Source organism: Pseudomonas fluorescens (genome assembly GCF_040448305.1).
In the GTDB taxonomy this organism is placed as follows: domain Bacteria; phylum Pseudomonadota; class Gammaproteobacteria; order Pseudomonadales; family Pseudomonadaceae; genus Aquipseudomonas; species Aquipseudomonas fluorescens_BH.
This window is the reverse complement of the sequence record NZ_CP148752.1, coordinates 5,430,902-5,454,846: the sequence shown is the minus strand read 5'-3', so window position 1 is coordinate 5,454,846 and position 23,945 is coordinate 5,430,902. Positions and strand designations below refer to the sequence as shown.

Annotated in this window: 19 protein-coding genes; 3 read left to right on the top strand and 16 right to left on the bottom strand. The window is 61.1% G+C overall.

Features of this window, described 5'->3' with window-relative positions:
- Positions 1 to 78: 78 nt before the first annotated feature.
- On the top strand, positions 79 to 1,137 hold the full coding sequence (gene nadA / locus WHX55_RS24765) for a quinolinate synthase NadA (RefSeq protein WP_095942772.1): 1,059 nt from the start codon (positions 79 to 81) through the stop codon (positions 1,135 to 1,137).
- Between the two features lie 135 nt (positions 1,138 to 1,272).
- Here the strand turns inward: nadA and WHX55_RS24760 are convergent, their stop codons facing one another.
- The 12 genes from WHX55_RS24760 to arcD (WHX55_RS24705) form a co-directional block, all read right to left on the bottom strand.
- Entirely contained in the window at positions 1,273 to 1,761 is a 489-nt protein-coding gene (locus WHX55_RS24760) for an RDD family protein (protein ID WP_057713522.1), read from the bottom strand.
- A 95-nt stretch (positions 1,762 to 1,856) separates the two neighbouring features.
- The gene (locus WHX55_RS24755; protein ID WP_007977299.1) at positions 1,857 to 2,069 is read right to left on the bottom strand and encodes a cold-shock protein; all 213 of its coding nucleotides are present in this window, start codon (positions 2,067 to 2,069) and stop codon (positions 1,857 to 1,859) included.
- 403 nt (positions 2,070 to 2,472) lie between these two features.
- On the bottom strand, positions 2,473 to 3,597 hold the full coding sequence (gcvT, locus tag WHX55_RS24750; RefSeq protein WP_151213918.1) for a glycine cleavage system aminomethyltransferase GcvT: 1,125 nt from the start codon (positions 3,595 to 3,597) through the stop codon (positions 2,473 to 2,475).
- A 36-nt stretch (positions 3,598 to 3,633) separates the two neighbouring features.
- On the bottom strand, positions 3,634 to 5,010 hold the full coding sequence (locus WHX55_RS24745; protein ID WP_151213919.1) for an L-serine ammonia-lyase: 1,377 nt from the start codon (positions 5,008 to 5,010) through the stop codon (positions 3,634 to 3,636).
- A gap of 203 nt (positions 5,011 to 5,213) precedes the next feature.
- The gene (gene gcvP, locus WHX55_RS24740) at positions 5,214 to 8,066 is read right to left on the bottom strand and encodes an aminomethyl-transferring glycine dehydrogenase (protein ID WP_151213920.1); all 2,853 of its coding nucleotides are present in this window, start codon (positions 8,064 to 8,066) and stop codon (positions 5,214 to 5,216) included.
- Positions 8,067 to 8,077: 11 nt separating this feature from the next.
- Entirely contained in the window at positions 8,078 to 8,461 is a 384-nt protein-coding gene (gcvH, locus tag WHX55_RS24735) for a glycine cleavage system protein GcvH (RefSeq protein WP_008047373.1), read from the bottom strand.
- A gap of 430 nt (positions 8,462 to 8,891) precedes the next feature.
- On the bottom strand, positions 8,892 to 10,400 hold the full coding sequence (locus WHX55_RS24730) for a sigma-54-dependent transcriptional regulator (RefSeq protein WP_150754447.1): 1,509 nt from the start codon (positions 10,398 to 10,400) through the stop codon (positions 8,892 to 8,894).
- A gap of 216 nt (positions 10,401 to 10,616) precedes the next feature.
- Positions 10,617 to 10,979 (bottom strand): DUF5064 family protein, encoded by a 363-nt coding sequence (locus WHX55_RS24725; protein ID WP_150757912.1) that lies wholly within the window; start codon positions 10,977 to 10,979, stop codon positions 10,617 to 10,619.
- A 63-nt stretch (positions 10,980 to 11,042) separates the two neighbouring features.
- Entirely contained in the window at positions 11,043 to 11,972 is a 930-nt protein-coding gene (arcC, locus tag WHX55_RS24720) for a carbamate kinase (RefSeq protein WP_150726702.1), read from the bottom strand.
- A 155-nt stretch (positions 11,973 to 12,127) separates the two neighbouring features.
- A complete protein-coding gene (locus tag WHX55_RS24715) occupies positions 12,128 to 13,138 on the bottom strand; it encodes an ornithine carbamoyltransferase (protein ID WP_046042231.1) in 1,011 nt (336 codons plus the stop codon).
- 81 nt (positions 13,139 to 13,219) lie between these two features.
- The gene (arcA, locus tag WHX55_RS24710) at positions 13,220 to 14,476 is read right to left on the bottom strand and encodes an arginine deiminase (protein ID WP_150757911.1); all 1,257 of its coding nucleotides are present in this window, start codon (positions 14,474 to 14,476) and stop codon (positions 13,220 to 13,222) included.
- 51 nt (positions 14,477 to 14,527) lie between these two features.
- A complete protein-coding gene (arcD, locus tag WHX55_RS24705) occupies positions 14,528 to 15,955 on the bottom strand; it encodes an arginine-ornithine antiporter (RefSeq protein ID WP_150754443.1) in 1,428 nt (475 codons plus the stop codon).
- 440 nt (positions 15,956 to 16,395) lie between these two features.
- Between arcD (WHX55_RS24705) and arcD (WHX55_RS24700) the strand changes: the two genes are divergently transcribed.
- Entirely contained in the window at positions 16,396 to 17,823 is a 1,428-nt protein-coding gene (gene arcD, locus WHX55_RS24700; protein ID WP_150726699.1) for an arginine-ornithine antiporter, read from the top strand.
- A complete protein-coding gene (locus tag WHX55_RS24695; RefSeq protein ID WP_150754441.1) occupies positions 17,820 to 18,683 on the top strand; it encodes a DNA-3-methyladenine glycosylase in 864 nt (287 codons plus the stop codon). Before arcD (WHX55_RS24700) ends, WHX55_RS24695 begins: the two co-directional genes overlap by 4 nt.
- Before the next feature lie 130 nt (positions 18,684 to 18,813).
- Here WHX55_RS24695 and WHX55_RS24690 read toward each other — a convergent pair whose 3' ends face one another.
- From WHX55_RS24690 to WHX55_RS24675, 4 genes are all read right to left on the bottom strand, one after another.
- Complete coding sequence (locus tag WHX55_RS24690) at positions 18,814 to 20,163, bottom strand: CoA transferase (RefSeq protein WP_353741509.1); 1,350 nt, start codon at positions 20,161 to 20,163, stop codon at positions 18,814 to 18,816.
- Between the two features lie 172 nt (positions 20,164 to 20,335).
- Positions 20,336 to 22,474 (bottom strand): methyl-accepting chemotaxis protein, encoded by a 2,139-nt coding sequence (locus WHX55_RS24685; RefSeq protein WP_353741508.1) that lies wholly within the window; start codon positions 22,472 to 22,474, stop codon positions 20,336 to 20,338.
- Between the two features lie 200 nt (positions 22,475 to 22,674).
- Entirely contained in the window at positions 22,675 to 23,064 is a 390-nt protein-coding gene (locus WHX55_RS24680) for a YbaN family protein (protein ID WP_353741507.1), read from the bottom strand.
- A gap of 161 nt (positions 23,065 to 23,225) precedes the next feature.
- Complete coding sequence (locus WHX55_RS24675) at positions 23,226 to 23,834, bottom strand: biliverdin-producing heme oxygenase (RefSeq protein WP_353741506.1); 609 nt, start codon at positions 23,832 to 23,834, stop codon at positions 23,226 to 23,228.
- Positions 23,835 to 23,945: the final 111 nt, after the last annotated feature.

The window sequence follows — 23,945 nt, the reverse complement described above, 5'->3', positions numbered from 1 at the left end:
TCCCGGCGGTACCCCGATGGGTCCGGAGCCGGGTGTATACTCGACTTTCGCGCGAATGCGCCTGCAGGTCTTGCGAACATGACGCAAATTTCCGAACGCCTTCTGGTTCAAGCCCACCTCGACGCCAAACAGCCCAAGCCGCTGACCGCCGATGAAGAGGCTTACTACCGTGCTGCCATCGCTGCCGAGCTCAAGGCTCAGGACGCGGTGCTGGTGGCCCACTTCTATTGTGACCCTGTCATTCAGGCGCTGGCCGAAGAGACGGGCGGCTGTGTCTCCGACTCGCTGGAAATGGCCCGTTTCGGCAACGCCCATCCGGCCAAGACCGTGGTCGTCGCCGGCGTGAAGTTCATGGGTGAGACCGCCAAGATCCTCAACCCGGAAAAACGCGTGCTGATGCCGACGCTCGAAGCGACCTGTTCGCTCGACCTGGGTTGCCCTGTGGACGAATTTTCCGCGTTCTGCGATCAACACCCGGAGCGCACGGTGGTGGTGTACGCCAACACGTCGGCTGCGGTAAAAGCCCGGGCGGATTGGGTGGTGACTTCAAGCTGCGCGCTGGAAATCGTCGAAAGCCTGATGGACAACGGCGAGACCATTATCTGGGGCCCGGACAAACACCTGGGGACCTACATCCAGCGCCAGACCGGTGCCGACATGCTGCTGTGGGACGGTGCCTGCATCGTTCACGAAGAGTTCAAGTCCAAGCAGCTTGAAGACATGAAGGCGCTGTACCCGGATGCGGCGATTCTGGTGCACCCGGAGTCGCCGACCTCGGTGATCGAACTGGCGGACGCCGTGGGCTCCACCAGTCAGTTGATCGCGGCGGCACAGAGCCTGCCGAACAAGACGCTGATCGTTGCGACTGATCGCGGTATTTTCTACAAGATGCAGCAGCTCTGCCCGGACAAGGTCTTCATCGAGGCCCCTACGGCGGGTAACGGCGCGGCGTGCCGCAGTTGTGCGCATTGCCCGTGGATGGCCATGAACACCCTTGAGCGCACGCTCAAGGCGTTGAAGGAAGGGTCGAACGAGATCTTTGTCGACCCGGCGCTGATTCCGCAGGCGATTCGCCCGCTCAAACGCATGCTTGATTTCACCCAGGCTGCGCGGATGAAGCTGGCCGGTAACGCCTGAGATCTGTCAGTTACGCCGCAAAAACTGTGGGAGCGAGCCTGCTCGCGATGAGGTCGTGTCAGTCAACATCACTGTTGAATGTCATGCCGCTATCGCGAGCAGGCTCGCTCCCACAGTGGTTTTTGCTGGGTCCAATTACTTGGTTTTCTTCGGAATCCGCACCAGTTCGGTATTGGAGTAGATGTCATGCCAGCTGCGTTTCTGCTTGTCGAACAGCGACCAGAAGAATCCCAAGCCAACACAAAGCAGCGAAGCAATCGACACCACAAAGCGCAGCAGCGCCTGCCACAGGCTGATGGACGAGCCGTCGGCATTCTGCACGCGGATGCACCAGACCTGCATGCCCAGCGTCTGACCGGACCAGGTCCAGAATTTGGCGAAGAAACCGAACAGTACGAACAGCAGCACTGTGGAGAGCAGAGGATCGCCGTCCAGGGCGCCGGCTTCGGTCAGGGTACGCATCCTTTCTTCGCCGATGATCGCCATCTGGATCATCTTGTAGATGCCGCTGGTGACGATCAGCAGGGCGGTGCACAGCAGGAAATCATAGAACATGGCTGCCAGGCGACGACCCAGGCCAGCGGCAGGAAAGTCGCCCTGGGGAGTAAGCAGGTGTTTCGACATGGCAGGCTCTCGGCGAAAAAAGAAGCCATTTTACGGATTTACGCGCACAAAAAAGCCCCTGATGTCAGCATCAGGGGCTTTTTCGTTACAGAAGATTAGGCTTCTGCTTGTACTTCGTCAGCCTGCATGCCTTTCTGGCCCTGCACGGCGATGAAGGTCACTTTCTGGCCTTCTTTCAGGCTCTTGAAGCCGTTGCCCTGGATGGCGCGGAAATGCACGAACAGATCCGGACCGCTTTCAGGAGTGATAAAACCAAAACCTTTCTCGTCGTTAAACCACTTGACGGTACCGCTCTGACGTTGGGACATTTCTTATTTCCTTTGACGCAAAAAATTAATGACAGTCTCCTTCTCATGAAAGAGTACTGGGGCTGGTTGCAGGAGAGTAAGAAGACGTCGAACGGGATGTAGCTAACTTGTAGGCTACTGCCCAGGTCACGATTCCAAGCGACCCATGCAAACACAGTGAACAAACTCTACGCCAACTACGGGAGAAAAAACAAGCCCCGTGAAGGCCCCGTATTTCCTCAGCTTGATGGCAAAGTAAGTCCACTAGTGGGGCCTTATTCACTAACCTTGTTCAATTGTTTTCGATCGTTATAAGCAAAGTTCATAATCGAAGCTTACAGCCAAACAATGCACTATTTTATGGCGGTTGCGTTACACATTAGTGCGCCGTTAACGCAACCGCGTTACTTATAGGAACATTCAATCAGCCGCGATAGTAGCGTTGTGGAACAAATGGCATTTTGCTTACAAGCAAAGGCACCTTTTTCCCACGAACGATCGCCCAAACCGGTGTGTCCAGTGCAATGTAACCGCTGTCGACGTAACCCATGGCCAGCGGACCGCCCAGGGTTGGCCCGAAACCGCCGCTGCAGACGCTACCGATGATGTCGCCGGCTTCGTTGACGATCTCGGCACCTTCACGCACGGGTGTACGTTCCAGCGGTAGCAAACCTACACGTTTGCGGTCCACGCCTGCCTGTTGCTGGGCGAATACGGTTTCGGCGCCAGGGAAACCGCCTGCCCGTGCGCCATCAGCGCGACGTGGCTTGGAGATCGCCCACAACAGGCTTGCTTCGATCGGGGTGGTGTCAGTGTTCATGTCGTGGCCGTACAGGCACAAACCCGCTTCCAGGCGCAGGGAGTCGCGGGCGCCAAGACCGATGGCGGCCACTTCGGCTTCAGCCAGCAGCGCGCGAGCCAGGGCTTCGGCGTTGGCGGCGGGTACGGAAATTTCGAAACCGTCTTCACCGGTGTAACCCGAACGGCTGGCAAAACAGTCCACGCCCAGCAGCTTCACGCGGGCGAACTGCATGAAGGTCATCTTCGCAACTTCCGGGGCCAGGCGTGCCAGCACGGTTACGGCAGCCGGGCCTTGCAGGGCAAGCAGGGCACGTTCTTCAAACAGCGGCTCGATCGTGCACTGGTCGCCAATGTGTTTGCGCAGGTGCGCCAGGTCCTGATCCTTGCAGGCGGCGTTGACCACCAGGAACAGTTCGTCATTACCCAGGTTGGCGACCATCAGGTCGTCAAGGATGCCACCCGTCGCATTGGTGAACATCGCGTAACGCTGCATGCCTACCGGCAGGTCGATGATGTCCACCGGCACCAGGGTTTCCAGGGCCTTGGCGGCATTGGCGCCGGCCAGGCGGATCTGGCCCATGTGCGAGACATCGAACAGCCCGGCCTGGTCGCGGGTGTGCTGGTGTTCTTTCATCACGCCCAGTGGGTACTGCACGGGCATGTCGTAGCCGGCGAACGGCACCATGCGCGCGCCGAGTTCGATGTGCAGTGCGTGCAACGGGGTTTTCAACAGTTGTTCGGTGGACATATTCAGCTCCTGAAGAAGGGTGCAGATGAGCGCGCATCAGCACTCGATAATGTTGACCGCCAAACCGCCACGGGCGGTTTCCTTGTATTTGCTTTTCATGTCGGCGCCGGTCTGGCGCATGGTGCGGATGACCTTGTCGAGGGAGACGAAGTGTTGCCCGTCGCCGCGCAGGGCCATGCGCACGGCATTGATGGCCTTGACTGAGCCCATGGCGTTGCGCTCGATGCAAGGCACTTGGACCAGCCCGCCAATCGGGTCGCAGGTCAGTCCGAGGTTGTGTTCCATGCCGATTTCCGCGGCGTTCTCCACTTGTTGCACAGTGCCGCCAAGCACTTCGCACAAGGCACCGGCGGCCATCGAGCAGGCGACGCCGACTTCGCCCTGGCAGCCGACTTCGGCGCCGGAGATGGAGGCGTTTTCCTTGTACAGAATGCCGATGGCCGCGGCAGTCAGCAGGAATCGCACCACGCCGTCGTCATTGGAGCCCGGGATAAAACGCATGTAGTAGTGCAACACCGCTGGAATGATCCCCGCCGCCCCATTGGTGGGCGCCGTCACGACGCGCCCGCCGTTGGCGTTCTCCTCGTTGACCGCCAGCGCGTAGAGGTTGACCCAGTCGAGCACCGACAGCGGGTCGCGCAACGACGATTCCGGGTTCTTGCACAATTGTCGATGCAGCGCGGCGGCCCGGCGCTTGACCTTCAGCCCGCCGGGCAGGATGCCTTCGTTACGGCATCCGGCGGCGACGCAGTCCTGCATCACTTGCCAGATTTTCAGCAGGCCGGCGCGGGTTTCCGCTTCCGGGCGCCAGGCGCTTTCGTTGGTCAGCATCACCTGGCTGATCGACAGCCCGTATTTGACGCAATGACCGAGAAGATCCTTGGCACTCTTGAACGGAAAGGTCAGGGGGGTGGCGTCTTCGACGATGCGGTCGGCGCCGGCGGCGTCCTCATCGACGACAAAACCGCCGCCGACCGAGTAGTACTCGCGGCTGCGGATCTGCAGGCCCGCTGCGTCGAAGGCGCGAAAAATCATGCCGTTGGGGTGATAGGGCAAGGGTTTGCGAATCATCGCCAGGTGTTCTTTCTCGTTGAACGCAATGCTGTGTGCGCCGAGCAGGTTCAAGCGGCCGTTGCTGCGAATCTCTTGCAGGCGTGCAGCGACGGTTTCCGTATCCACGGTGTCCGGGTGTTCACCTTCCAGGCCCAGCAATACAGCCTTGTCACTGCCGTGGCCTTTGCCGGTGGCGCCCAGCGAGCCGTACAGCTCGACCTTGACGCAGGTGGTGGCCGTCAGCAGCCCTTCACGGCGCAGGCCTTCGACGAAACGCGCAGCGGCGCGCATCGGGCCGACGGTGTGGGAGCTGGAGGGGCCGATGCCAATCTTGAACAGGTCGAACACGCTTAACGACATGGTGGTTCTCCGGTTTCTTGTTATAGGTATGGCGGGATCTGAGGCTTGGCACAGTTCCCTGTGGGAGCGAGCCTGCTCGCGATAGCGGTCGTTCAGTCGACATCGATGGTGGCTGTCAGTCCGTCATCGCGAGCAGGCTCGCTCCCACAGGGGGCGGTGGTGTTCTGGAAATTGGGGGCGGATCAATCCGCCCCCTCATTCGTTTAAGCGTAGCTTTCGATCGACGGGCAGGCGCAGACCAGGTTGCGGTCACCGAACACGTTGTCGACGCGACCGACCGGCGGCCAGTACTTGCCTTCGATCAGCGACGCAACCGGGTACACCGCTTGCTCACGGCTGTACGGGTGCGACCACTCGCCCACCAGCTCCTTGGCGGTGTGCGGGGCGTTTTTCAGCGGGTTGTCGTCCTTGTCCAGGGTGCCGTTTTCCACTGCGCGGATTTCTTCGCGGATGCGGATCATGGCGTCGCAGAAGCGGTCCAGTTCTTCCTTGGATTCGCTTTCGGTCGGCTCGATCATCAGCGTGCCGGCCACCGGGAACGACATGGTCGGCGCATGGAAACCGAAGTCGATCAGGCGCTTGGCGACGTCATCGACGCTGATACCGCTGCTGTCTTTCAGAGGACGCAGGTCGAGGATGCACTCATGCGCCACCAGGCCGTTGCTGCCGGTGTACAGCACTGGATAGTGCTCTTCGAGGCGACGGGAAATGTAGTTGGCATTGAGGATCGCCAGCTGCGAAGCACGCTTGAGACCCGCGCCACCCATCATACGAATGTACATCCAGGTGATCGGCAGAATGCTCGCGCTGCCGAACGGTGCCGCGCAAACGGCGCCTTCCTTGCGCTCCATCTGTGCGTGGCCCGGCAGGAATGGCGCCAGGTGCGATTTCACACCGATCGGGCCGACGCCCGGGCCGCCACCGCCGTGGGGGATGCAGAAGGTCTTGTGCAGGTTCAGGTGCGAAACGTCGCCGCCGAACTTGCCCGGGGCGCAGAGGCCGACCATGGCGTTCATGTTGGCGCCGTCGATGTACACCTGGCCGCCGTTGTCATGAACGATGCCACAGATTTCGCGGATGCCTTCTTCGAACACGCCGTGGGTCGACGGGTAGGTGATCATCAACGCGGCGAGGTGTTCGCGGTGCTCGATCGCTTTGGCGCGCAGGTCTTCGATGTCGACGTTGCCACGGGCATCGCACGCGGTGACGACGACACGCATGCCGGCCATTTGTGCGGTGGCCGGGTTGGTGCCGTGGGCCGACGACGGGATCAGGCAGATGTCGCGACGATCTTCGCCACGGCTCTGGTGGTAGGCACGGATCGCCAGCAGACCTGCGTATTCACCCTGGGAGCCGGCGTTCGGCTGCAAGGATACCGAGTCGTAGCCGGTGGCAGCGCAAAGCATTGCTTCCAGTTCGTCGGTCAGTTGCTGGTAGCCAGCGCTTTGTTCGGCCGGGGCGAACGGGTGCAGGGCGCCGAACTCGGCCCAGGTCACCGGGATCATTTCGCTGGCGGCGTTGAGTTTCATGGTGCACGAACCCAGCGGGATCATGGTGCGGTCCAGCGCCAGGTCCTTGTCTGCCAGTTTGCGCAGGTAGCGCATCAGCTCGGTTTCCGAGTGATAGCGGTTGAACACCGGGTGGCTGAGGATCGGCGACTGACGCACCAGCGTGGCCGGGATGGCGCTCTGCACCGAGGCAGCGAGGGCGGCGAAGTCCGGCAGGGCCTTGCCGTCGGACAGCAGGCTCCACAGGGTTTCCACGTCGGCCTGGGTGGTGGTTTCGTCCAGGGACAGGCCCAGGCGCTCGCCATCGACCATGCGCAGGTTGATGCGCTGGGCGTGTGCCTTGTCGTGCAGGGCGGCGGTTTGCGCGCCGGTCTTCACGGTCAGGGTGTCGAAGAAGCTCGCTTGCTCGACGCTCAGGCCCAATGCGCTCAAGCCTTTGGCCAGGATCGCAGTCAGGTGGTGCACGCGATTGGCGATCTGCGTCAGGCCTTTCGGACCGTGGTACACGGCGTACATGCTGGCGATGTTGGCCAGCAGTACTTGCGCGGTGCAGATGTTGCTGGTGGCTTTCTCGCGACGGATGTGTTGCTCGCGGGTCTGCATGGCCAGGCGCAGGGCCGGATTGCCGAAACGGTCCACGGAAACACCGACCAGACGGCCCGGCATGTCACGCTTGAACGCGTCCTTGGTGGAGAAGTAAGCCGCGTGCGGGCCACCGAAGCCCAGCGGCACGCCGAAGCGCTGTGCGCTGCCGATGGCCACGTCGGCGCCGAATTCGCCTGGCGCGGTCAGCACGGTCAGTGCCAGCAGGTCGGCAGCCACGGCAACAAGGGCGTTGGCGGCATGGAAGCGTTCGGTCAGCTCGCGGTAATCGAACACATCACCGTTGCTCGCCGGGTATTGCAGCAGCGCGCCGAAGAATGGCGTCACGTCAGTCAGCTCGCGCTCGTCGCCAACCACCACGTCGATGCCCAGAGGCTCGGCACGGGTGCGCAGCACGTCGAGGGTCTGTGGGTGGCAATGCACGGAGGCGAAGAAGGCGTGGCTGCCCTTGTTCTTGCTCAGGCGTTTGCAGAAGGTCATGGCTTCGGCAGCGGCGGTGGCTTCGTCCAGCAGCGAGGCGTTGGCGATCGGCAGGCCGGTGAGGTCGCTGATCAGGGTCTGGAAGTTCAGCAGCGCTTCGAGACGACCCTGGGAAATTTCTGGCTGGTACGGGGTGTAGGCGGTGTACCAGGCCGGGTTTTCCAGCAGGTTGCGCAGGATCGGCGACGGCGTGTGGGTGCCGTAGTAACCCTGGCCGATGAAGGTCTTGAACAGCTGGTTTTTAGTCGCGATGGACTTGATCAAGGCCAGGGCATCGGCTTCGCTCAGGCCGTCTTCCAGGCCGAGGACGCTGGTGCCCTTGATGCTGTCGGGAATCACGCTGGCGCTCAGGGCTTCCAGGGAGTCGAAACCGAGGCTGTTGAGCATCGCTTGCTCGTCGCCGGCGCGCGGGCCGATGTGACGGGCGATGAATTCGTTGGCGGTGGTCAGATTAATCTGGGTCATGTCAGTGCTCCTCAGGCTTCGGCTTGGGCTTTGATCAGGCGGTCGTAGGCGTCCTGATCCAGCAGTTGGGCGACAGCCGAGGCGTCGCTTGGCTGGAAGCGGAAGAACCAGCCTTCGCCCAGCGGATCTTCGTTGACCAGTTCCGGGCTGCTGTCCAGCGCCGGGTTCACTTCCAGCACTTCGCCGTCCAGCGGCATGTACACGCCGCTGGCAGCCTTGACCGATTCCACGGTGGCGGCTTCGGCGCCTTTGTCGTAGGACTGCAGCTCAGGCAGTTGAACGAAAACCACGTCGCCCAGGGCGTTCTGTGCGAAAGCGGTAATGCCGACCGTGACGCTGCCGTCAGCTTCGGTGCGCAGCCATTCGTGATCTTCAGTAAAACGCAACTCGCTCATGGAAACTCCTAAGGGGCCAGACTCGTCTGGTGGACGCGATTGAATGCTTGGGCGATGCCCGGGTTATGAGGAGTACATAGCAAGAACGCGGCCAATGTTGTTTTTCTTGTTATTGGTCAATGATTTAGGTGGTTTCGACAAACGCTGAAAATCAATCGTTGTAGCGAAATCGATACGGCATATGTCAATGATAAAAGCCGAGGTGGATCAAAGCCTTGCACAGCCGTGATCGGAGAGGGGTGTAGCGATATCGTTCCGCTGTAGCGCTTTCAGTACAGGTGGAGGTCGTTTTTGGCGCGGTTTTTCGGATGACGGAGGAATCTGTAGGAGCGAGCCTGCTCGCGATAGCGGTTGTTCAGTCGACATCGATGGTGGCTGTCAGTCCGTCATCGCGAGCAGGCTCGCTCCCACAGTTGTTCGGTGTCAGGCCTCAGGCCTTGTTGGGTATGCCGTACTTGCGCAACCGATGGGCAATCGCCGTGTGGGAGGTTTGCAGGCGGGTCGCGAGTTGCCGGGTCGAGGGATAGCTGGCGTAGAGTTTTTCCAGCAGGGTTTTTTCGAATTCGTCCATGGCCTGTTCCAGGCTGTCGACGTCATGGTCGCCCTGGCGGGCCACCGAAGTGCCGGCGATGTCGAGGTCGCCGATGTCCACCAGGCTGCTTTCGCAAATCGCCGCGGCACGGAAGATCACGTTCTGCAATTGCCGCACGTTGCCCGGCCAGCGGTTGCCCAGCAGCGCCGGGTAAGTGCCCGGCGCCAGGCGACAGATCGGGCGCTGGATCTGCGCACAGGCCTGCTGCATGAAATAGCGGGCCAGCAGCAGGATGTCCTGGCCGCGTTCGCGCAGGGGCGGCACTTCGACGTTGAGGACGTTGAGGCGATAGAACAGGTCTTCGCGGAACAGGCCTTCGCTGACCATTTTTTCCAGGTCGCGGTGGGTGGCGCTGAGGATCCGAACGTTGACCTTGACCTCCCGGTCGCCGCCGACCCGGCGAAAACTGCCGTCGTTGAGGAATCGCAGCAATTTGGCCTGCAAATACGGCGACATCTCGCCGATTTCATCGAGAAACACCGTGCCCTGGTTGGCCAGTTCCATCAGCCCCGGCTTACCGCCTCGTTGCGCGCCGGTGAAAGCGCCGGGAGCGTAGCCGAACAGCTCACTTTCGGCGAGGTTCTCCGGCAATGCCGCGCAGTTCAACGCCAGAAAGGGTGAACTGTACCGGGCGCTGATGGCGTGGCAGGCGCGGGCCACCAGCTCCTTGCCGGTGCCGGTTTCGCCCTGGATCAGCAGCGGTGCATCGAGGGCCGCCACCCGCTGGGCGCGCGCCTTGAGGGTGCGGATCACCGGGGACTCGCCGAGCAGGGCATCGAAACCTTCGGCGTGGTCATGGTGCAGCGCGGAAAGGCGTTCGCCGATGCGGTTCGGTTGATACAGGGTCAGCAGGGCGCCGGCGTCGGTGATCGGTGTGGCGTCGAGCAACAGGGTCTGGCCGTTGACGGTGATTTCCCGCAGCGGCAGGCGAAAGCCGTGTTCGAGCAGGGCGTCGAGCAAGGCCGGGTCGGCAAACAGCTCGGCCACGCTTTCACCGTCCGGTTCGCGGCCGTACAGGGCGATCAGGGCCGGGTTGGCCAGCAGCACCTTGCCATCGCTGTCCAGTGCCAGCACCGGGTCGGTCATGGCCGCCAGCAGCGCGTCGAGCTGCAAGTGCCGGCGCTGGCCGGGCAGGATGTCGACCACCGTCACCGCTTGCACGCCACGCACGCTGAACAGGGCATCGCGCAGTTCCTCGAGGACTTGCGGGCTCAGGGTCGGGGCGTCGATATAGACATTGGGCGGGACCATTTCCACCGCATCCAGGTTCAGATTGCGCCCACCGAGCAGGGCCAGGACTTCCTGGGTGATACCGACGCGGTCGATGAAGCTGACGTGGATACGCATGGGGCGGTCTTGGGGTCTGCAGTGCGGAGGGTGGCAAGTATGCCTTGGGGCGGGCTAATGGTGAAATTTTGCGCGGACTTCAATGCGCTGATGATCCCCTTGTGGGAGCGAGCCTGCTCGCGAAGGCGTCGTGTCAGGCAACATTGAAAGTGACTGATACACCGCTTTCGCGAGCAGGCTCGCTCCCACAGATAAAGCTTCCACTTGGAGACCGGGTTATTCCAGGTGCTCGGGTTTGACCGGGTCGCCCGATTTCATGTTCAACTGCACCCGCACATCTTCGAACATCGCGTCGTAATGCTTGTGGACCGAACCGATGTTGCTATGGGTTTTCGGGATGCCATGCTTCTCGGCAATCTTGGTGACGTTGCTGGCGAAGTTATAGGCCATGTCCTTGGGCAGGAAGAACGACTCGCTCATGTCCTTGTTCTGAATGCTGCCGTGCATCTTGAACAGCATCCCTTTGCCTTCCTTGGGATCCTGGCTGACTTCATAGTCGAGGTAGATGTTGTAGCTGACGTCATCCTTGTTCAGCGCGTGTCGCTCGATGTGCAGGTGACCCGGCTCGAACGTTGCCATTGTTGACTCTCCTTCAAAAGATCTTGAATCAGGACAGGCCTCAGGCCTGCCCCGCAGTTTCGGTTACTGATAGCTGATGCCCGGTGTCGCCGTACTGATGCGCGTGCCGGCCTTGCCCTGGACGATCGCTTCGATGTCCGCGAGCGAACCGATCACTGCGACTTTTCCAGTATGGCGTGCGAATTCGCAGGCTGCCTGCACCTTCGGTCCCATGGAGCCGGCGGCGAAACCGAGTTTTTCCATTTCGTCGGGGTGCGCCTGGGCGATGGCTTTCTGCGTGGGTTTGCCAAAGTCGATGAAGGCGGCGTTGACGTCGGTGGCGATCACCAGCAGATCGGCTTCAAGCTGTTCGGCCAGCAGCGCCGAACACAGGTCCTTGTCGATGACCGCTTCGACGCCCTCGAGTTTGCCGGGCGAGGTATACATGGTCGGAATGCCGCCACCGCCGGCGCAGATCACGATGCTGCTTTTTTCCAGCAGCCATTTGATCGGACGGATTTCGAAGATGCGTTTGGGTTTCGGGCTGGCGACCACGCGGCGGTATTTGTCGCCGTCCGGGGCAATGGCCCAGCCTTTCTCGGCGGCGAGTTGTTCCGCCTCGGCCTTGCTGTAGACCGGGCCGATGGGTTTGGTCGGGTTCTTGAAGGCCGGGTCATTGGCATCGACTTCGACCTGGGTCAGCAGGGTCGCGAAGGGCACTTCGAAGTCCAGCAGGTTGCCCAGTTCCTGTTCGATGATGTAGCCGATCATGCCTTCGGTCTCGGCACCGAGCACGTCCAGCGGGTAAGGGGAGACAGAGGTGTAGGCCGCCGCTTGCAATGACAGCAGGCCGACCTGAGGGCCATTGCCGTGGGCGATGACCAGTTGGTTGCCGGGATGGATCTTGGCGATCTGTTCGGTGGCGATCCGGATGTTGGCGCGCTGGTTGTCAGCGGTCATGGGTTCGCCCCGGCGGAGCAGGGCATTACCGCCCAGAGCAACGACGATACGCATGGTGCAGTCCTTCTGAGCAAAGAGGTAAGCGGGAGACTCGATCCCTTTGTGGGAGCGAGCCTGCTCGCGAAGGCGATGTGTCAGTCGACATCAATGTTGAATGTCTAACCGCAATCGCGAGCAGGCTCGCTCCCACATTGACCGGGCTCCGTTCTTTAGAGATCCGCCAGCGTCGACACCAGAATCGCCTTGATGGTGTGCATGCGGTTTTCCGCTTGCTCGAAGGCGATGCAGGCAGGCGACTCGAACACGTCATCGGTCACTTCGATGCCGTTCTTCAGGTGCGGGTACTGCTCGGCAATCTGCTTGCCGATCTTGGTGTCGCTGTTGTGGAACGCCGGCAGGCAGTGCATGAACTTGGTGCGCGGGTTGCCGGTGGCTTTCATCAGTTCGGCGTTGACCTGATACGGCAGCAGTTGCTGGATGCGCTCGGCCCAGGCTTCGACTGGCTCGCCCATCGACACCCACACATCGGTATGGATGAAGTCCACACCTTTGACGGCGGCTTTCGGGTCTTCGGTGAGGGTGATGCGCGCGCCGCTTTCTTCTGCGTACTGTTTGCAGCGGGCCACCAGGTCGTCCGCCGGCCACAGGGCTTTGGGCGCGCAGATGCGCACGTCCATGCCGAGCTTGGCGCCAATCAGCAACAGGGAATTACCCATGTTGTTGCGCGCGTCGCCCAGGTAGGCGTAGCTGATCTCGTGGATCGGCTTGTCGGCGTGTTCACGCATGGTCAGCACGTCGGCGATCATTTGTGTCGGGTGATACTCGTCAGTGAGGCCGTTGAACACCGGCACGCCGGCGAATTTGGCCAGTTCCTCGACGATTTCCTGCTTGAAGCCACGGTACTCGATGGCGTCGTACATGCGCCCGAGCACGCGGGCGGTGTCCTTCATGCTTTCCTTGTGGCCGATCTGCGAAGAGTTCGGGTCGATGTAGGTGACGTTGGCGCCCTGGTCATAGGCGGCGACTTCGAACGCGCAGCGGGTGCGGGTCGAGGTTTTTTCGAAGATCAGCGCGATGTTGTTGCCCTTGAGATGCTGCTGTTCGGTGCCGGTGTACTTGGCACGCTTGAGGTCGCGGGACAGGTCGAGCAGGTAGCGCAATTCGCGAGGGGTGTGGTGTTCCAGGCTCAGCAGATTGCGGTTATGGATATTGAACGCCATTTTGGATCTCCTAAGGTGTCGGTTGTCCCCTTGGCCTGGGCATGCCCTTGGGTAGGGGGCAGCGCGAGCCAAGGCAATAGGTTAGTAGTCAATTGGGTCGCGGATGATCGGGCAGGTCATGCAATGGCCGCCGCCCCGTCCCCGGCCGAGTTCGCCGGCGCTGATGGTGATCACTTCCACGCCGGCCTTGCGCAGCAGGGTGTTGGTGTAGGTATTGCGGTCGTAGCCGATGACCACGCCCGGTTCCACGGCCACCACGTTGTTGCCGTCGTCCCATTGCTCGCGTTCGGCGGCGAAGCTGTTGCCGCCGGTTTCCACCACGCGCAACGCTTTGAGGTTCAGGGCCTGGGCGACGGTGTCGAGGAAGTTGGTTTCTTCGCGGCGGATGTCGATGCCACCCGCCTTGCTTTCATCGGGACGCAGGGTGAAGGCGACAATCTGGTTCACCACTTCCGGGAAGATCGTGACGAGGTCGCGATCGCAGAAGCTGAACACGGTGTCCAGGTGCATCGCCGCGCGGGATTTCGGCAGGCCGGCGACGATCACTTTCTCGACCGCCTTGTTTTTGAACAGGTTCACCGCCAGTTGGGCAATGGCCTGGCGCGACGAGCGTTCGCCCATGCCGATCAACACCACGCCGTTGCCGATCGGCATCACATCACCGCCCTCAAGGGTGGAGTTGCCATGTTCTTTGTCCGGGTCGCCGTACCAGATCTGGAAGTCGGCGTTGGTGAACTCGGGGTGGAACTTGTAGATGGCGGTGGTCAGCAGGGTTTCCTGACGGCGCGCCGGCCAGTACATCGGGTTGAGGGTGACGCCACCGTAGATCCAGCAGGTGGTATCGCGGGTGAACTGGGTGTTGGGCAGCGGCGGCAGGATGAAGCTGGAGTTGCCGAGGAAGTCGCGGAACATCTCGATGGCCTTGCCACCGAAACTGGTGGGCAAATCATCGCCCGATACGCCGCCGATCAGGAACTCGGCGATCTTGCGCGGCTCCAGGCTGCGCAGCCACGAGGCCGTTTCGTTGATCAGGCCCAGGCCCACCGAATTGGCGGTGATCTTGCGTTCCAGAATCCAGTCCAGGGCTTCGGGAATGGCGACGATGTCGGTCAGCAGGTTGTGCATTTCCAGCACATCGATGTTGCGTTCGCGCATCTTGGTGACGAAGTCGAAGTGGTCACGTTTGGCCTGGGCCACCCACAGCACATCATCGAACAGCAGTTCATCGCAGTTGTTCGGGGTCAGCCGCTGATGGGCCAGGCCTGGGGAGCAAACCATGACTTTGCGCAGTTTGCCGGCTTCGGAATGGACGCCGAACTTAACTTTTTCCTTGGTCATTACAGTGATCCTCCAGATGACAAAACAGGGTAGTGCTCCTGGAAACAGGAGCTAAAGGGTCAGGAAACCGTCGTAGAGACCGTAGGCCGCCACCACGGCGCCGACGACCACCGCAGCGAAGAGCAGCTTCTCGACGTTGGTGAAAACCGGTTTGTTGATTTCCAGCTTGGCCTTGGCGAACAGGATCACGCCGGGGGCGTAGAGCAGGGCGGACAGCAGCAGGTACTTGATGCCGCCGGCGTACAGCAGCCAGATCGCGTAGATCAGGGCCACCGCACCGATGATCAGATCCTTGCGCCGCTCGCCCGCCGCGCCTTCGTAGCTTTCGCCACGCACCGCCAACAGCAAGGCGTAGGCCGCCGACCACAGGTAAGGCACCAGGATCATCGAGGTGGCGAGGTAGATCAGCGACAGGTAAGTGCTGGCCGAGAACAGCGTGATGATCAAGAAAACCTGGACCATGGCGTTGGTCAGCCACAGGGCGTTGACCGGTACATGGTTGGCGTTTTCCTTGCGCAAAAACGCCGGCATGGTGTGGTCCTTGGCGGCGGCGAACATGATCTCCGCGCACAGCAGCACCCACGACAGCAACGCCCCCAGCAACGAGATGATCAAACCGACGCTGATCAGTACCGCACCCCAGTGACCGACCACGTGCTCCAGCACGGCGGCCATCGACGGGTTCTGCAACTTGGCCAGTTCCGGCTGGGTCATGATCCCCAGCGACAGCACGTTGACCAGGACCAAAAACAGCAGCACGGTGACAAAGCCGATCACGGTGGCCTTGCCCACGTCGCTGCGTTTTTCCGCCCGGGCCGAAAAGATGCTCGCGCCTTCGATGCCGATGAACACCCACACGGTGACCAGCATCATCTTGCGCACCTGATCCATCACGCTGCCCAGGTCCGGGTTCTTCAGGCCCCAGATGTCGGCGGTAAAGATGTCCAGCTTGAAGGCGAACAACGCGATCAACATGAACAGCAGCAGCGGCACGATCTTGGCGACGGTGGTCACCAGGTTGATGAACGCAGCTTCCTTTATTCCTCGCAGTACGAGGAAATGTACGGCCCAGAGCAGCACCGAGGCACCGATCACGGCGGCAGGGGTATTCCCCTCCCCAAATAGCGGAAAGAAGTAGCCGAGCGTGCTGAACAGCAAGACGAAGTAACCGACGTTGCCCAGCCAGGCACTGATCCAGTAGCCCCAGGCGGACGAGAAACCCATGTAGTCGCCGAAACCGGCCTTGGCGTAGGCGTAAACCCCGCCATCCAGATCGGGTTTGCGGTTGGCCAGGGTCTGGAACACGAACGCCAGGGTGAGCATGCCGACGGCGGTGATCGCCCAACCGATCAGAATGGCGCCGACATCCGCGCTGGCCGCCATGTTTTGTGGCAGGGAAAATATTCCGCCACCAATCATCGAACCCACGACTAACGCAACGAGCGCGCCGAGTTTCAGTTTTCCGGGAGCTTCAGACATTGCATGACTCCAATGCAGGAGAAGAGAGGCAACAGACTAATTCCGTTGACTGCTCAATCAGCTGACTTAGATCACTAAATGAGAGCGTTCCCAGTTTGTTGGCGGAGTGCCATCATTTACAGTGTTGCTGCCTGTAATGCCTGTTCTAGAGCCTTTTGCAGTTTGTTTTAGCACTTTTGGTATTTGTTTCGAATTATTACGCTAGTTGGGTTTTCAGAATCTGCAAGTTTTATTCATGCGTTTTTTGTACAGAATTGATGTATTAAAAACCCGTATAAAACAAATGATTATATCGGTGTCAAAATAGCCATTTTGTGCAAGTAAAAAAGAGGCTTGTTGGCGTTATCCAATAAACGTTATTACTCTTCATCAGTTTAGTTGACGCCCGTTATGTGACGACTTCGCGGCAGTTGCCGCCCCCAAAAAATGGAGATGGAGCGATGTCGCAATCACCGAGCAAGCTTCGCCTGAGCGCATTGATCGCGTTGGTGGTGGGTTCGATGATCGGCGGCGGGATTTTTTCCCTGCCGCAGAACATGGCGGCCAGGGCCGATGCCGGGGCGATCCTGATCGGTTGGGCAATCACTGCCGTCGGCATGCTCACCCTGGCGTTCGTGTTCCAGACCCTGGCCAATCGCAAGCCGGAGCTGGACTCCGGGGTGTACGCCTATGCCAAGGCCGGGTTCGGCGACTACATGGGGTTTTCTTCGGCCTGGGGCTACTGGATCAGCGCCTGGCTGGGTAACGTCGGCTACTTCGTGCTGCTGTTCAGCACCCTCGGTTATTTCGTTCCGGTCTTTGGTGAAGGCAACACGCCGATCGCCATCGTCTGCGCTTCGGTGCTGCTCTGGACCGTGCATTTTGTGGTGCTGCGCGGGATCAAGGAGGCGGCGTTCATCAACCAGGTGACCACCGTGGCCAAGATCGTGCCGCTGATCATGTTCATCGTGATCGCCGCCGTGGCGTTCAAGGCGGACATCTTTACCCTCGATATCTGGGGGCGCAATAACCCGGAGTTCGGCAGCGTGATGGATCAGGTCCGGCACATGATGCTGGTCACCGTGTTCGTGTTCATCGGTATCGAGGGCGCCAGTGTCTATTCGGCCCGGGCAGAGAAACGCTCCGACGTGGGCCGCGCGACGGTGATCGGGTTCATTGGGGTATTGGCGCTGCTGGTGCTGGTGAACGTGCTGTCGCTGGGGATCATGACCCAGCCGCAACTGGCGAAACTGCAGAACCCCTCGCTGGCGGCGGTGCTTGAACATATCGTCGGCCCCTGGGGGGCGTTGCTGATCAGTGTCGGCCTGGCGGTCTCGCTGCTGGGGGCCTTGTTGTCCTGGGCGTTGCTGTGCGCCGAAATCCTGTTCGCCACGGCGAAAGACAAGACTATGCCGGCATTCCTGACCAAGGAAAACGCCAACCGCGTGCCGGTCAATGCGATGTGGCTGACCAACTCGATGATTCAGTTGTTCTTGCTGATCACGCTGTTTTCCGCCGGCACCTACACCAGCCTGATTTATCTGGCGTCCTCGATGATTCTGGTGCCGTACCTGTGGTCGGCGGCCTATGCGGTGTTGTTGTGCGCACGGGGTGAAACCTATCAACAGGCACCCGCCGAGCGGATCAAGGACCTGCTGATCGGTGGCATCGCCCTGGGCTACGCGGTGTGGTTGCTGTATGCCGGCGGCCTGAAGTATTTGCTGCTGTCGGCGTTGCTGTATGCGCCGGGTGTGATCCTGTTTGCCAAGGCACGTAATGAGCAGGGCAAACCACTGTTCACGGTGGTCGAGAAAGGCATTTTCACCTGTGTCATCGGTGGTGCGGGGCTGGCGGCTTATGGGTTGTACAGCGGCTTGCTCAGTCTGTGAAGGCGTTGCTGGCGTATCAACCACCCTATGACTGGCCGGCGATGCTGGGGTTCTTGTCGGCGCGAGCGATTGCTGGCCTGGAAACGGTGGTCGAGGGTGTCTACTCGCGCAGCATCGACTTGCATGGTGTTCACGGTACGTTTTCGATCCAGCCTGCTGCATCCGATGCACTGGAGCTGAATCTGGACTTTCCGGATGCTGCTGCCGTGCCCGAGATCGTTGCGCGAGTGCGGCGGATGTTCGACCTGGATGCCGACCTGTCCACGATTCACCGGCACCTGGCGGTTGATCCGCTGATGGCGCGGTTGATTGCCGAGCGCCCCGGGTTGCGTGTACCGGGGGCGTGGGATGGGCTGGAACTGGCGATCCGTGCGGTATTGGGGCAGCAGATTACGGTGGTGGCGGCGATCCGGTTGGCGGGCAAACTGGTTGCGCAGTACGGCACGCCGTTAAGTTCAGCACTGCCGGGATTGACCCATGTTTTTCCCCAGGTCAGCGTTTTGGCAGACGCAGATCTGGCAGCGCTGGGCATGCCGAAGAGCCGAGGCCGGACCTTGTCGGGGGTGGCTCAGGCACTGCTCGATGATCCGCGATTGTTTGAGGCCGGTCGGGAGGGGGGCGTAGTGCGGTTGCTGGCCTTGCACGGGATTGGTGACTGGACGGCGCAATACATTGCCTTGCGTCAGTTGCGGGAGATGGATGGGTTTCCCAATGGCGACGTGGGGTTGATCAACGCGTTGGCGGCGCTGGAAGGTGGGCCGGTGACAGCCAGGCAGCTTTTGGCGCGAGCTGAAAGCTGGCGGCCTTATCGAGGGTATGCAGCGCAGGTGCTGTGGACTTCGTTGAGTCGGGCGGACTGAGCGGGAGCGAGTTTAGTGTTGTCTCCACTGGCGCCATCGCGAGCAGGCTCGCTCCCACATTTGATCGCGGTTGGCCGGGAAAACCCGGTCACCTGTGGGAGCGAGCCTGCTCGCGATGGCTATCTGAAAGTCACCACCACTGCGCGGGATGTGAACCCAGTTCAGTCGCGGGCAATGCCCACTGTAGCGGCGTCTCGATGATCTTCAATGGAGCGTGCAACCGATGCGCCGGCCCCCACGGAGTCTGCTCCACCATCAACCCCTGATCCTGCTCATCCTCCGTGCGTAAAGCCTCATCCGTCCCCGGCCCATGCTCGATCAACAACCTCGCCGTACGCGCCAACGACAATCGCGCCGAGCCCCCCGTACCGTCGTTCAACCGCTGCGCCAACAACCTGATCGCACTGGCCGCCATCAAATACCCGGTGGCGTGATCGAGGGCCTGTACCGGCAATGGCGTCGGCTTGTCCGCCTGCTTCCAGCGCATGCCCGCTTCGGCAATGCCACTGCTCATCTGCACCAGGCTGTCGAAGCCCCGTCGGTTTTGCCAAGGGCCGCTCCAGCCATAAGCGTTGAGGCAAACATCGATCAGGCCGGGGTTCAGTTGCCGGCGCTCATCCATGCCCAGGCCAAGTTGCTCCAGTGCATCGGCGCGATAGCCGTGGAGCAGGATGTCGGCGTCCTTGAGCAGGCATTCGAATACCGCGCGGTCGGACCTGTCGTTCAAATCAAGACGCGCGCAGCGTTTTCCCAACGTGACTTCCGGCACCACCCCCGGCTCGTTCCAGGTCGGCGGATCGATGCGCAGGACATCGGCGCCCAGGCCTGCCAGAAAGCGACTGGCGATGGGGCCTGCCAGTACTCGGGTCAAGTCCAGCACTTTGATGCCGGCCAGTGGTCGAGCCACTGAACCTGTCCACGGTTTGCGGTTCTGGCTTGGGTGGTTGGCGAACAGAATCAAGGGTTCGGCATTCACTGCCTGGCCTTGAGGATGGACCTGCCATTGTTCCCAGGTGCGCATTTCGGCGGCGCAACCACCGGCATCGACCACCGCCTGCTCCAGCTCGCTTTTCGCCCATCGGGCCACTTGGCCGGCCATCGCTGCGCGGTCGGCACAGGCACCCAGCACGCTTTCGGCAGCGGCGCGGTGATGGGGCGCGTTGGTGTGCAGGCGAATCCAGCCATCGCGGGTGGCGTAGTCACCGGCTACCGGGTCCCACAACGGCGGAACGCTCCAGCCAAGCGGGCGAATTGAGGTTGCGAACCAGAATGATGCGAGGCGTCGGTCGACCTCAAGACCGGGCAGGTGCCCGGTTTGCTGGTGCAGCAGTTCGCTGGCGGCCTGGCCGGCGGCAGCGATGCTGGCGCAGGCCAGGTCCGTGACGGCAAACGCCGAGGGCAGGGCGCCGCTGGACGTGAATGGAATCGGGGTGTGAGGCAAACCGAGTGCGGCTTGAATGGACGTGAGCAGATCAGTCATCGAAGGGCCCTCCGGAGCGAGAGCCAGATCTTAGTCCAAAACATGGCCGGATCATGTGAAACCTTGTGGGAGCGAGCCTGCTCGCGAAGGCGGTGTGTCAGCCGCATTGATGTTGCATGGGCTGCCGTCTTCGCGAGCAGGCTCGCTCCCACAGGGGGGATGTGGCGATTTTTTAAACGCGGAACTGATCCATCAACTTCATTTGCTGGGTGGTCAGGGAATTGAGCTGGCTGCTGATCTGCGCTGATTCGGTGGCCTGGCCGGTCAGGGTTTCGGTGACGGTGCGGATCGCCGAGACGTTGCGGTTGACCTCTTCGGCGACGGCGCTTTGCTGCTCGGCGGCGCTGGCGATTTGCAGGTTCATATCGCTGATCACGGTGACTGCGCCACTGATCTTGCTCAAGGCCTGGACCGCCTGCTGGATCTGCCCGGCGTTGCTGTGGGCCTGGGTCTGGCTTGAGTGCATGGTGGCGACCACGCCGCGGGTGCCGCTCTGGATGCGTTCGATCACCAGGCGAATTTCTTCCACCGAATCCTGGGTGCGCTTGGCCAGGTTGCGCACTTCATCGGCGACCACCGCAAAGCCACGACCACTTTCACCGGCACGGGCGGCTTCGATGGCCGCGTTGAGCGCCAGCAGGTTGGTTTGTTCGGCGATGCTGCGAATCACCTCCAGCACCGAACCGATCTGCTCGCTGTTGACCGCGAGGGCTTCGACTTCGGTCACGGCCTTGCTGACTTCTTCGGCCAGTTGATTGATGTCGCGGGTACTGCGCTCGATGATCGACATGCCGTCGCGGGCTGACTGGTCGGCGCCCTTGGCGGCGTTGGCCGCGCTCGAGGCGCTGTTGGCGACATCGTGGGCGGTGGCGCTCATTTCGTTGGACGCGGTGGCGACCTGGTCGATTTCGCGGAACTGCACCTGCATGCCTTCACTGGTCTGGCGGGCGATTTCCGAAGACTGGTCGGCCGTGCCACGGGCATCGGTGATGCTTTGCTTGATCTGCGCGATGGTCGGTTGCAGCTTGTCGAGGAAGCGGTTGAACCAGCTCACCAGTTCGCCCAACTCGTCCTGCTTGCTGTAGTGCAGGCGCTGGGTCAGGTCGCCGTCGCCACTGGCAATCGCCTTGAGCATGTCGGCCACGCTGTTGATCGGGCGGGTCACGCCAGACGCGGTGAGCCACATCAGCAACAGCCCGAGCAGACCGGCAATCACCGCCACCGACAGTGCCTTGAGCGTGCCGCTTTGCTGAGCATCGTCGAGTACCGCTTGCAGCTTCACCGAGTCGGCCAGCAGCACTTGTTTGGGCAGGTCGATCACCACGGCCCAGGCCTTGGCATCGGCAATCGGGCTGACCGGGTACACCGCACGGATCAGGTCGCCTTGCTGGAGAATCTTCGGTGCACCGCTACCGAGCAATTGCAGGATGTCCTTGCCATCGGCGCCCAGGGTGTCGCCGATGTTCTTGCCGACTTTACCGGCATCGACACTGTAGGCGGCCAGCACGCCAGTGCCGGAAACGATCAGCATGTGCCCGGCACTGTTGAACAGGTCGCGCTGGGAGTCGACCGCCGCCGCTTGCAGGGCGTCGAGGGCGATGTCGATGCCGACCACACCGATGGACTTGCCATCCACCAGCAGCGGTACGGAAATGGTGGTCATCAACACTTCCTTGCCGCCGACAGTATCGGCGTAGGGGTCGAGCAGGCAGGTGCGCTTGCTGTCCCGCGGGCAGGTGTACCAGACGTTGTACGGATTGCCGCTGAGGTTCAGGGTGGTTTTGGTCATGTCCTCTTCGACCATGATGGTGTTCAGCGACTCACCGCCGGCGCGGCTCCAGTACGTGGCGAAACGGCCGATCTCGTTGGACTGGCGGGCCGCGTCGTTGGCGAATTCGCTGTCCTTGCCGTCCAGGCCGTTGGGTTCGAACGCCAGCCAGATGCCCAGCACTTTGCTGTTGCGCTCAAAGGCGGTTTTCAGGTTCTGGTTCAACTCTTCACGCAAGGCGCCGGGCTCGAGCGAGCGCTTGGCGGCCAGGGTGCGCATGTCCTTGATCTGATCCGCCAGCGCGGTCACCACCGTCAGGGTTTCACCGAACGTCTTCTGCACCCGCACCGCTTGCTCGGCGGCCTTGGCCTGGAGCAGGTCCTGCACACTGGCGGTGAGCATTGTGCTGCTGGAATCGCTGACCAGGTCATCGTTCTGATTGGTCTGGTAGATGTTCATGCCCACTATCGAGGCGACGACGCCCAGCAGGCACAGACCGGACAGCAGGACGATTTTCAGGCGGATGGACAGTGAGTCGAACATAGGGCGAACTCGCGAATGGATGAAGTGTGGGCTGTGGGCCGTTGCGGCTCACTCGCTAAATCCATTTAGCGCCGATCAATGCACATCGGCGTGGCGTTGAGGTTACATGAGGGGCAACCCGACGAACGGTAATGGTTGAACGTTTGCGCGGGAAAATGTGCCGAAAAGCGCTTTAAAACGAAGAAAAGTCGCGGAGTTGTTCAGATGGGTTCCGGCAGTGATTCCGGCCGCGACCAGATCCACAGATTGCCCAGCCCCATCCCGGTTATCGCCAGGTAAATCGGCCAGCCGTGATCGAGCATCACCAACATGAGACCGGCACATAACAGCATGCTGACCGTGGCGCTGATTTTTGCCCGGCGCGCGATGATCTTGCCGTTGCGCCAGTTTTGGAGGATGGGGCCGAACAGCCGGTGGTTTTCCAGCCAGGCACTCAGGCGCGGTGAACTTCGGGTCGCGGCCCAGGCGGCCAGCAGGATGAACTCGGTGGTTGGCAGGCCGGGTATGACGATGGCGATAAGGCCGATGCCCAGGCTGACATAGGCCAGCAGGCCGAAGAGGAGGCGGGAGAGTTTTGAAGAGGCAGGCATGGGCTCTGGGGTGGCGTGTGACGCTGAATGGAGATCTTACAGATTCACCCGGCCCTTTGTAGGAGCGAGCCTGCTCGCGATAGCGGAGTATCAGTCGACGATAATGCTGTCTGGAATACCGTCATCGCGAGCAGGCTCGCTCCCACAGGGTCGGTGTTGTGTCAGGCGGCTTCCGGGGCGCTGGCGTAAGCCTGCTCCAGCAACACGGTAAACCGATTGAACGCGTCGATGGCGCCTTTTTCCATGTCGGCTTCTTCCTGTGTGCTGAATGCCAGGCCGTCCAGGATCTGGACGAAGCTCTTCCAGCCTTCAGCGCGGCCACCGGCCGGTTCGCCGAGGTGGCGGGCGCCGAAGGTTTCGCTCAGGCCAAGGCCCACGGCACGCTTGATCAGGAACGCCGCGCCGAGCTTCGAACCTTCGGAGACGAAGATCCAGCCCAGGGCTTCGGCCTTGGTCGGGCTCCTCAGTGCACCGGCGACAGGTGCTGGCACGTCGGTGTCCAGGTCCGCGAGGTCGGCCCTGGCTGCATCGGCACGGCAGCGGGTCGGCAGGTCCGGGACGATGGCGGTCAGTTCGGCATCGTTGTACAGCGACACCAGTTCCGACTGGAACAGGTACTGCGCCACCACGAAGCGGGCGAAATTGGCCGGGGTTTCAAACGGAGCATGGGCCTTGACCAGGGCATCGAGCTTGCTGTGCGGCTCGTTGGTGATCTGGTTCAAACGTTGCGAACGCAGGTTGGGGCGTTGTTCGGTGGCCTGGGTAGTCATGGCAATTCCTTGGAGAAAGAAGAGGCGCTTGGTAACGAGACGAACAGCAAGGCGCCTGACAGTAAAAAATCCTCACCGGGCGGCTTGATGTAACCGCCCGGTGAGATGGGC

What these genes read in the sequence shown, in the direction of transcription:
- nadA (WP_095942772.1), top strand. Translation starts at nt 79, where the DNA reads ATGACGCAAATTTCCGAACGCCTTCTGGTTCAAGCCCACCTCGACGCC.
- WHX55_RS24760 (WP_057713522.1), bottom strand. Translation starts at nt 1,761, where the DNA reads ATGTCGAAACACCTGCTTACTCCCCAGGGCGACTTTCCTGCCGCTGGC.
- WHX55_RS24755 (WP_007977299.1), bottom strand. Translation starts at nt 2,069, where the DNA reads ATGTCCCAACGTCAGAGCGGTACCGTCAAGTGGTTTAACGACGAGAAA.
- gcvT (WP_151213918.1), bottom strand. Translation starts at nt 3,597, where the DNA reads ATGTCCACCGAACAACTGTTGAAAACCCCGTTGCACGCACTGCACATC.
- WHX55_RS24745 (WP_151213919.1), bottom strand. Translation starts at nt 5,010, where the DNA reads ATGTCGTTAAGCGTGTTCGACCTGTTCAAGATTGGCATCGGCCCCTCC.
- gcvP (WP_151213920.1), bottom strand. Translation starts at nt 8,066, where the DNA reads ATGACCCAGATTAATCTGACCACCGCCAACGAATTCATCGCCCGTCAC.
- gcvH (WP_008047373.1), bottom strand. Translation starts at nt 8,461, where the DNA reads ATGAGCGAGTTGCGTTTTACTGAAGATCACGAATGGCTGCGCACCGAA.
- WHX55_RS24730 (WP_150754447.1), bottom strand. Translation starts at nt 10,400, where the DNA reads ATGCGTATCCACGTCAGCTTCATCGACCGCGTCGGTATCACCCAGGAA.
- WHX55_RS24725 (WP_150757912.1), bottom strand. Translation starts at nt 10,979, where the DNA reads ATGGCAACGTTCGAGCCGGGTCACCTGCACATCGAGCGACACGCGCTG.
- arcC (WP_150726702.1), bottom strand. Translation starts at nt 11,972, where the DNA reads ATGCGTATCGTCGTTGCTCTGGGCGGTAATGCCCTGCTCCGCCGGGGC.
- WHX55_RS24715 (WP_046042231.1), bottom strand. Translation starts at nt 13,138, where the DNA reads ATGGCGTTCAATATCCATAACCGCAATCTGCTGAGCCTGGAACACCAC.
- arcA (WP_150757911.1), bottom strand. Translation starts at nt 14,476, where the DNA reads ATGACCAAGGAAAAAGTTAAGTTCGGCGTCCATTCCGAAGCCGGCAAA.
- arcD (WP_150754443.1), bottom strand. Translation starts at nt 15,955, where the DNA reads ATGTCTGAAGCTCCCGGAAAACTGAAACTCGGCGCGCTCGTTGCGTTA.
- arcD (WP_150726699.1), top strand. Translation starts at nt 16,396, where the DNA reads ATGTCGCAATCACCGAGCAAGCTTCGCCTGAGCGCATTGATCGCGTTG.
- WHX55_RS24690 (WP_353741509.1), bottom strand. Translation starts at nt 20,163, where the DNA reads ATGACTGATCTGCTCACGTCCATTCAAGCCGCACTCGGTTTGCCTCAC.
- WHX55_RS24685 (WP_353741508.1), bottom strand. Translation starts at nt 22,474, where the DNA reads ATGTTCGACTCACTGTCCATCCGCCTGAAAATCGTCCTGCTGTCCGGT.
- WHX55_RS24680 (WP_353741507.1), bottom strand. Translation starts at nt 23,064, where the DNA reads ATGCCTGCCTCTTCAAAACTCTCCCGCCTCCTCTTCGGCCTGCTGGCC.
- WHX55_RS24675 (WP_353741506.1), bottom strand. Translation starts at nt 23,834, where the DNA reads ATGACTACCCAGGCCACCGAACAACGCCCCAACCTGCGTTCGCAACGT.